The organism is Pontibacter pamirensis (assembly GCF_010015475.1).
GTDB classification, from domain to species: Bacteria; Bacteroidota; Bacteroidia; order Cytophagales; family Hymenobacteraceae; genus Pontibacter; species Pontibacter pamirensis.
In genome coordinates this window covers 1-8692 of record NZ_SSNI01000075.1, presented here as the reverse complement: position 1 = coordinate 8692, position 8692 = coordinate 1, and the positions used below count along the sequence as shown (strand labels likewise).

The 8692-nt window shown below is 42.1% G+C and carries 7 protein-coding genes; 6 read left to right on the top strand and 1 reads right to left on the bottom strand.

What is annotated here, in order from left to right:
• The first annotated feature begins 359 nt into the window (after positions 1 to 359).
• From E1919_RS26490 to gmd, 6 genes are all read left to right on the top strand, one after another.
• The gene (locus E1919_RS26490) at positions 360 to 1418 is read left to right on the top strand and encodes a glycosyltransferase family 4 protein (protein WP_162056417.1); all 1059 of its coding nucleotides are present in this window, start codon (positions 360 to 362) and stop codon (positions 1416 to 1418) included.
• Between the two features lie 213 nt (positions 1419 to 1631).
• Positions 1632 to 2381: a WecB/TagA/CpsF family glycosyltransferase gene (locus E1919_RS26485; RefSeq protein ID WP_237144879.1), complete on the top strand. Its 750-nt coding sequence runs from the start codon at positions 1632 to 1634 to the stop codon at positions 2379 to 2381.
• A 362-nt stretch (positions 2382 to 2743) separates the two neighbouring features.
• Positions 2744 to 4138, top strand: coding sequence for an undecaprenyl-phosphate glucose phosphotransferase (locus E1919_RS26480; protein ID WP_162056416.1), 1395 nt, complete (start codon positions 2744 to 2746; stop codon positions 4136 to 4138).
• Between the two features lie 435 nt (positions 4139 to 4573).
• Positions 4574 to 5356, top strand: a complete 783-nt coding sequence (locus E1919_RS26475; RefSeq protein WP_162056415.1) for a hypothetical protein — start codon at positions 4574 to 4576, stop codon at positions 5354 to 5356.
• Between the two features lie 537 nt (positions 5357 to 5893).
• Positions 5894 to 6829 (top strand): GDP-L-fucose synthase, encoded by a 936-nt coding sequence (gene fcl, locus E1919_RS26470; protein WP_162056414.1) that lies wholly within the window; start codon positions 5894 to 5896, stop codon positions 6827 to 6829.
• 9 nt (positions 6830 to 6838) lie between these two features.
• Complete coding sequence (gene gmd, locus E1919_RS26465; RefSeq protein WP_162056413.1) at positions 6839 to 7951, top strand: GDP-mannose 4,6-dehydratase; 1113 nt, start codon at positions 6839 to 6841, stop codon at positions 7949 to 7951.
• Positions 7952 to 8439: 488 nt separating this feature from the next.
• Here the strand turns inward: gmd and E1919_RS27825 are convergent.
• Positions 8440 to 8692, bottom strand: a 253-nt coding sequence (locus E1919_RS27825) for a hypothetical protein (protein WP_237144878.1), incomplete at its 5' end; no start/stop codon positions are given.

Genomic DNA, 8692 nt, shown 5'->3' with positions numbered 1-8692 from the left:
ATCAGGGGATAGGGAGACAGATTCCGGTGGAGGTATACAAACAGCAGGCGGCCTGATTGGGAGAGGACTTAGGGAAAAATCAACTTAAAAACAGTGCTTGGTGGTCCTACAAACAGGGAGTACTATATTGGAACCGTTCCTAAATCGAGCACATTACACCTAAGAATTAAATATGAGATGAGCATAATGGCCAACAAGTATATAGATATTTATATCTAGTATCTAGAGCCTTTTCATTAGCTGCTTCAATTGTGTTAGAATGTTCCAGTAAAAATTTATTTTAAAACTAGTTTCACAAACAGCGGCAAGTCTTGTTTTTTAGTTAAATATTATGCTAAGATTCTGTTAATTATTATCCAATGAATGTGTTGATTACTTCCCCAAGTTTGGATTTATCTGAAAATGTTAGTGGAATTTCATCTGTAGTAACTACAATTATTAAGAATAATACTCAAGTAAATTACATTCACTTTTTGTCTGGTAAAAAAGATGGTCATATATCTGCAGTGAGGAGGTTATCTGAAATTGTTACAAGCTATGTGTTTCTAATTAAGCTTTTAATAAAAGATGAATTTGAGTCAGTTCATCTTAATTTGCCATTGGATGTTAAGGCAGTTTTGCGAGAAGCTATAGTCTTTTTGATGTGTAAAGCCTTTAATAAACCTGTACTTACTCATTTGCATGGTGGAAAGTATAGTCAGGGAGAGCCCCCTTTCCTTCTATACCTTATTGTTAAATATGTATTAAAAAATTCTAAGGTTATAGTGGCTTTGAGTGAGCTTGAAAGACAAATTTTGGAGCGCAGATACCAAGTTAATGCTATTAAAGTACTACAAAATACTGTTGACTATCCCAGTGATGTGAGAAAGAAGGCAAAAGATGATAAAGTTGTTAGTTTACTTTTTTTGGGAAGGCTGGATGAGAATAAAGGGTTGAAGTACATTATTGAAGCTGTAGAAACATTAAACAAAAAGGGGCTTTCAAATCACTTTAGCTTAACAATATGTGGGAAAGGACCACTTGATGAGTTTATTTCTGAGAAGGTAAAAGAGTGGAGGAACATTAGTTATATGGGGGTAGTTGGAGGAGAAAAGAAAAAACAGATTTTAAATTCATCTGACGTTTTCATATTACCTTCCTTATATGAAGGATTACCAGTTGCTCTTTTAGAAGCTATGGCTTACGGTGTAGTTCCCATAGTTACAGCAGTTGGGGCAATGAAGCTTGTTGTTGAAAATGGTAAAAATGGTTTTATAGTAGAGTATTGTAGCGCGACTGATTTATCGCAAAAAATTGAAAGTCTTTTGCTTGATAGAGATGCACTTATAACCTTTTCAGGAGAGGCCAGAAAGTATATTTCTACTAATTATAATATGGTAAACTATATTGAAAGCTTAAATAAGTTTTATATAAAGTAAGTTTAGGTTTGCATTATTATAGGACGTATCAAAACATGAAAGCCTCGCCTTTGAGATTGCACTAATATCTAGTGCAATTTTTTTTGTTTTAACTTTACTATATCTATATTTACAAATATTTTAATATTTACTCTCATTCATACGTTGGCAATTTGCTATGGAGTATACATATTTCTAGCTAAAGCTCACCCTTACATGAAAGGTTAATTTTAAATGGACAAACAGCTTACCTCCATCAATTGTATGGGTTACTCTGTATTTACAGGTAGCTTAGACCTTTTACCAAGCCTGCAAAAAGTGCTTGTAAACACCATCAACCAGTATTCTTTTTGTTTGGCAGAGAAAGATGCTGACTTCAAAAAGTCTTTGATGGAATCTGATATTTTACTTCCCGATGGAATAGCTATTGTGGCAGCAACAAAATTTCTGGGAGGCAAAAAGATAACAAAAATTGCAGGAGCAGATTTGCACCAACACTTACTCAAGGAGTTAGATAAAACGGGTGGGAGGTGCTTTTACCTGGGTTCTTCTGAAAATACACTGCATAAAATACAGCAGCGTTTAGCAGTAGATTATCCTAATATAAAGGTGGAGACTCATTCTCCTCCATACAAGGCATTCTTCACAGATGAAGATAATGATAAGATGTTAGCGGCTGTTAATGCTTTTAAACCTGATGTCTTGTTTGTGGGGATGACTGCTCCCAAGCAGGAAAAATGGGCGCATGCGCACAAAAATCAGCTTGATGCAAAAATAATCTGTTCTATCGGAGCTGTATTTGATTTTTACGCAGGTACAGTAGAGCGGCCGAATCAGTTTTGGATAGGTTTAGGCTTGGAGTGGTTGGGGCGTTTGGTAAAAGAGCCGAGACGCATGTGGAAAAGGTATTTGTATTACGGGCCTGTGTTTGCTGGGTCGCTATTTAAAGCAAAAACAAAACAAACCTTCTTCCTCTCTAAATAACTTCGTATTTATCATGTAAACGCTGCTTTCTAAAATGGCTTCTTTTAAAGCAGCTGTTTTGTTGTGATTTATATAACACAGGGTGTATGACTGTGGTGGGTAAAGTTTGTCAATTTATTTCTACATATTTTTTAGTGTGCATAGCACAGAAGAATTGCCTGCTGTAATTCACACTGGGTTATGCTAGGAGTTGTTGCATCATAACTCTGGTTGTCGATGTGCTGCATTTTTGTGACTAGGAAAGCTTTATTGTAGAGTGTGCCGCTATACAAGAATATTATTTTATAAATATATTTTGTATATCTATATTGGTATTTCAAGATTTATTCTATTTTTGTATTTATTAAAGTGGAGTAAAGTTTATGGTACATCGTTATACTACTTTTTCTAAGGCCTTAAACCTTATTATTGACTTTTTTCTGCTGAATACGGTGCTTTATGCTGGTTTTGTGTTAGAGAACCAGCAGCTGATAGGGCAAAATATAACGGAGAGTTATAAATTGGACTTTTTGTTGTTAAACCTGATCTGGTTTTACTGCGCCAATATCAATAAGCTGTATGAAGACATCTTCCGGCGCGATGCCATCCCTACTATCAAGCTAACTATTAAGTCCTTAGCCTTGTACCTTTTCATCGCTGTCCTGCTGAAGCTGGCAATGGTGCAGTTTGATTTATCCTACACCTTTACGGCCTATGCCTTCCTGCTTTTTGCAGTACTCCTGCTGCTCTGGAAAACAGTATTTCTGCTTATCCGGAAGCCCGCACGCTGGTCGTTGGTAAAGCATAAAAAAATCGTGATTGTAGGTGCCGGTTCTTTAGGAGTGGACTTATATAATCACCTGGAGGTGAACAGACAGTATGGCTACAAGGTAGGAGGCTTCTTTGACGATGACTTGTCTCTCAAAGATAAAGGCATGCCTATACTGGGGAAGATTGAAGACTGCCTGAATTTTGTAGAGGAGCACGGCGTTGCGGAAGTCTATTGTGCCCTGCCGGATGTTGCCCAGGATAAAATTAAAATGCTGATGCGGGAAGCTGACAGGCGCATGATACGTCTTAAGTTAGTGCCTGACGTGAAAGACTACTTTAAAAAGAACTTTATGGTGGAGATGTACGGCCACCTGCCGATACTAACTCCCCGAAGGGAGCCTCTCGAGGATAAAGCGAATGAAACGCTGAAACGAATTTTTGATATTGCCTTCTCTTTGTCGGTGCTGGTCTTTTTGTTAAGCTGGCTTATCCCGCTGATGGCGATCATCATCAAACTGGATTCACGAGGGCCCGTTTTCTTTAAGCAGCTCCGTTCCGGAAAAGACAACTTACCCTTCTACTGCCTCAAGTTCAGGAGCATGAGCGTGAACTCAGATTCAGATAACAGGCAGGCGAGTAAAGGTGATGCCCGTATTACGCGGGTAGGTGCCTTTATCCGGAAGACGAGTATAGATGAGTTGCCCCAGTTTATCAATGTGCTGCTAGGCGACATGTCTATTGTTGGCCCCCGCCCTCACATGCTGAAGCACACAGAGGACTACGCACTTATCATAGAAAAATACATGGTGCGCCACTTTCTTACGCCTGGCATCACAGGCTGGGCGCAGGTAAACGGGTACAGAGGAGAGACAAAAGATACTACTTACATGGTGAAAAGGGTGGAGGCTGACATCTGGTACCTGGAGAACTGGTCTTTCTTCCTTGACCTTAAAATTGTCGTGCTCACGGTATGGCAGGCCATTCGTGGTGATGAAAAGGCTTTTTAAAGAATTTGCTAATTGTTAACTCAAACTGGGATTGATAACTGTACTGAAAAACGACCCACCCCTAGCCCTCCCTAGAGTGGATTTTCGCAAGGGATTAAAGAATTTCTTGCTGGTCATAAGACACAGCAAGGGCGTTAACTTCAGGAAACTGTGGCAAAACTGTCATTTCGAACATTCTTGAGGCTTGAGCCGAAAGGAGCCAGCGAAGCTGTGAGCAATCTGAAAAATTGCTGGACCATGCAACAACCCAGATTTCTCACAGCGTTCGAAATGACAATATGATGCTTAAGTTAACGGCATTGGGGGTTAGGGGTGGGAGTTCAGCCTTTGGTTTTATTTGATTATGAGTATCGCAACTTGAGCTTATCATTCTTTTGTTTCGGGTTTGCAATACTGAACAGCGTTTATTTTTTTCTTATAATATTGTAGAAGGTCATGATCCAGAAAATCATTTTTATTGCAGCCACATTTTTTCTCTTAGTATGCTCAACTTTTAGTGTACAGGCACAGCGGCATCATAATACGAAGACAAGAAACAGTTCTTACAACTTTTTTAAGCGTGCTGATAAACTCACTTTCCTGACTGGAGCAGGTTTGTCCGTGATGAACAGTGATAATATAGCAAGAGGATACAGAAGTGATATCGGGCTGATGAAGGGGAATGGCTATGGCCCGACTGTAAGTTTGGGTGCTATGTATCAGCTTTCTCCTTTCTTTGGTGTGCTTGGTACTGCTGAATATGTTGGATTCAAGGGCTCTCAGGATGAGGCGAGGTACGTGCCAGAACACAGCTTTACGTTTGAATCTGATGTTTTTTCCGCTTCAGGTGCTGTTGTCATGAACTTAGCGAACAGAAATATGCTTTCAAGGCTCTATAGTCCGAGGTTCAGAGGTGCCGTTGTAGTGCCATACCTGAAAGCTGGTTTTGGTTTAATGCGTTTCAGCGCCTCTTCTTTTGCAGAAGGGCATGGGGGTGAATTAGCTCCCGGCATAGATTATCCGGCTATCGCGACGTTCATACCAGTAGGCGGAGGCCTTCGGATTCGGTATTCCGACCAAATAAGCTTTGCCCCGGAAGTGACCATAAATATGACTTCTACTGACTACCTGGATAACACCTATGAAGTTACCGGCTGGACAGGGAAAAACGATAACTTTGTCAGTGCTACTGTTAAGGTGTTGTACACTCCTTCATTTAATAGGAGGTTTGTCTTCTAGAGGTTCGCTTAGTAGCTTTTGCTTTATTGCTAGTGTATCAGATGCACGAATTGCAAACTACATCCTGTCTCTTAGTTTTTTTTTGAAGCCTGATTTTGTATTTGGCGGATCCTCTTTCGTAGGATCAGGTCGTGACTAATGCCGTCAACTTAAGCTTTATTTTGTTATTTCGAACATTCTTGAGGCGCGAGCCGAAAAGAGCCAGCGAAGCTGTGAGAAACCTAGGTTATTCATGGTCCTGCAATATATCAGATTTCTCACAGCGTTCGAAATGACAGTTAAGCTACTGTTTCCCCTTAAGTTGACGGCACTTATCGTGATCTTTCCCTACAAAGAATTTAATTAAAAGTAAAACTGTGAAATGCCATGCGAAAATAATTTTCATAAAAGCTATGGGACTGGATAAGTCTGCCCTGGAGCAGCATTATGTGGAAAGTGCCGCAGGTGTAAAACTTGAGAATGTGTAATAAAAATTGTAGTTTATCTCTGCGATTCTGATTTTAATAATAGATTTGTGTTTTAAAAATATCGAATTTTATGAATAAAGATGCGAAGGTATATGTAGCCGGACATAGAGGGATGGTAGGGTCTGCTATATGCCGCACGCTTCAAACCAACGGCTATAAGAATATCGTTACCCGCACCTCTTCAGAGCTTGACCTGCGGAACCAGCAGGCTGTTATAGATTTCTTTTCTACTGAAAAACCGAATTATGTTTTCTTTGCCGCAGCGAAAGTAGGTGGCATTGTGGCCAACAACACCTACCGGGCAGAGTTTATTTATGACAATCTCATGATGGAGGCCAATGTCATCCACTCCGCCTATAAAGCGGGTGTCACAAAGCTGATGTTCCTGGGTTCTTCCTGCATCTATCCAAAGCTGGCACCTCAGCCGCTGAAGGAGGAATATCTTTTAACCGGAGAACTGGAACCGACTAATGAGCCTTACGCCATCGCCAAGATAGCGGGCATCAAGCTCTGCGAAGCTTACCGCGACCAGTACGGCTGCAACTTTATCAGTGTAATGCCTACTAATCTCTACGGCTACAAAGATAACTACCACCCGCAGAACTCGCATGTGCTGCCCGCGCTTATCCGCAGGTTTCATGAAGCGAAGGAGAGTGGAGCCGAAACGGTGACTATCTGGGGCTCCGGTAGTCCCCGCCGTGAATTTCTTTTTGCCGACGACCTGGCCGAGGCCTGCCTTTTCCTGATGAACAGCTACGATGGCAGAGAGCTGGTTAACATTGGCACAGGCGAAGACGTGACCATTAAAGAACTCGCCTTATTGGTTAAAGATATCGTGGGATATGAGGGAGCCATTGCGTTTGATGTGAGTAAACCGGATGGTACGCCCCGCAAACTCATGGATGTGTCGAAGCTTCATAGCCTCGGATACAGGCATAAAATAGAATTGAGAGAGGGTATAGAAATGGCGTATGCCGATTTTAAAGAACAGTTTATTACAGCTTAAAATACAGAAATGAAAACTGCATTAATTACCGGCGTTACTGGGCAGGACGGAGCTTACCTGGCAGAACTATTATTAAGTAAAGGGTATATGGTACACGGCCTCAAGCGCCGCAGCTCGATGTTCAATACAGAGCGCATCGACCACCTATACCAGGACCCGCACGAGAAGCACATTAACTTTAAGCTGCACTACGGTGACCTGACGGACTCGACGAACCTGATTCGCATTATTCAGGAGACGCAGCCGGATGAGATTTATAACCTGGCGGCGATGAGCCACGTGAAGGTAAGTTTCGATATGCCGGAGTATACCGCCAATGCAGATGGCATCGGTACATTGCGTATTTTAGAGGCGATCCGTATTTTAGGTCTAACAGAAAAGACACGCATCTACCAGGCCTCCACCTCTGAGCTGTATGGCCTGGTGCAGGCTGTTCCACAGTCAGAGACAACACCTTTCTATCCCCGTTCACCTTATGCCGTGGCCAAGCTCTATGCTTACTGGATTACAGTGAACTACCGCGAAGCTTATGGAATGTTCGCCTGCAACGGTATTCTCTTTAACCATGAGTCCCCGCTACGTGGCGAGACCTTTGTGACCCGCAAAATTACGCGTGCAGCTTCCCGCATAGCATTAGGCTTGCAGGATAAAGTATACCTGGGTAACATGGACGCGAAGCGCGACTGGGGTCATGCAAAAGACTATGTAGAAGCCATGTGGCGTATTCTGCAGCAGGACACACCGGAGGATTTTGTGATTGCCACCGGCGTAACCACCACTATCCGCGACTTCGTGAAGATGGCGTTCGCTGAAGTTGGCGTAGAAATAGAATTCAAAGGAGAGGGTGTAGACGAGAGAGGCTATGTTGCCGCCTGCACGCACCCGGATTACCAGTTAGAGCTAGGCAAAGAAGTGGTATGCGTTGATCCTGCTTACTTCCGCCCAACAGAAGTTGAGCTGTTGATAGGCGATGCTACTAAGTCTAAGACAAAATTAGGATGGGAGCCACAATATGATCTTCCAGCTCTTGTTCAGGATATGATGCAGGCAGATCTGGAGCTGTTCAAGCGTGACACCTATTTAATGGAAGGTGGCCACAGAGTGCTGAATTACCACGAGTAAAGACATTTGTCATTTATCAGGTAGCAATTATCAGTTACTAATAGCATCATGGCTGCTCTTTCAGACTTCTTAGTCTGCAAGTTATCTGCCGGGGATTTCCTAATCCCCGTGTTCCGAATATTTTTGTCTAAGCTTTACAATCCCTAAAGCTGTTCCGGATATCCGTGTCTGGAACTAAGCCTGCTGCGGACATCCTTGTCCGCGTGACAGGAAGGGTAGTTGCGGGGATTAGGAAATCCCCTTCAGTTTGCTTCAGGATTGAGAAGTCCTGAAGAGCGATATAGCTTCTTTTTTGAGGTTTAACTCCACCACTGGTGACACGAGATTGACATATTGAATTAATCTCATAAAAGACCAAAACAGAGAAGGTTATTCAGTCTGTCTTCTCTGTTTTGGTCTTCTATTTGGCACAAGTCTTCAAACTTACGCCAGGTAAGTGTCGAATGAAACAGCCCTACCTCGTACGGACAGGTCTCGACCCAATGCTGTCACCTTAAAAAAACAGTAGCTAAACTGTCATTTCGAACATTCTTGAGGCGCGAGCCGAAAAGAGCCAGCGAAGCTGTGAGGAATCTGTCAATTTCATGTCCCTGCAATAATTCAGATTTCTCACAGCGTTCGAAATGAACTGTGTTTAAAAGCAATATTTTGCTTATGATTTTTCCATGTAATACTCTCCTTTGGTAGCGATGGCAAAAGCCTGCTTTATGAGTTTGTTTGCCACAGCTATAAGTGCCAGCC

What these genes read in the sequence shown, in the direction of transcription:
- E1919_RS26490 (WP_162056417.1), top strand. Translation starts at nt 360, where the DNA reads ATGAATGTGTTGATTACTTCCCCAAGTTTGGATTTATCTGAAAATGTT.
- E1919_RS26485 (WP_237144879.1), top strand. Translation starts at nt 1,632, where the DNA reads ATGGACAAACAGCTTACCTCCATCAATTGTATGGGTTACTCTGTATTT.
- E1919_RS26480 (WP_162056416.1), top strand. Translation starts at nt 2,744, where the DNA reads ATGGTACATCGTTATACTACTTTTTCTAAGGCCTTAAACCTTATTATT.
- E1919_RS26475 (WP_162056415.1), top strand. Translation starts at nt 4,574, where the DNA reads ATGATCCAGAAAATCATTTTTATTGCAGCCACATTTTTTCTCTTAGTA.
- fcl (WP_162056414.1), top strand. Translation starts at nt 5,894, where the DNA reads ATGAATAAAGATGCGAAGGTATATGTAGCCGGACATAGAGGGATGGTA.
- gmd (WP_162056413.1), top strand. Translation starts at nt 6,839, where the DNA reads ATGAAAACTGCATTAATTACCGGCGTTACTGGGCAGGACGGAGCTTAC.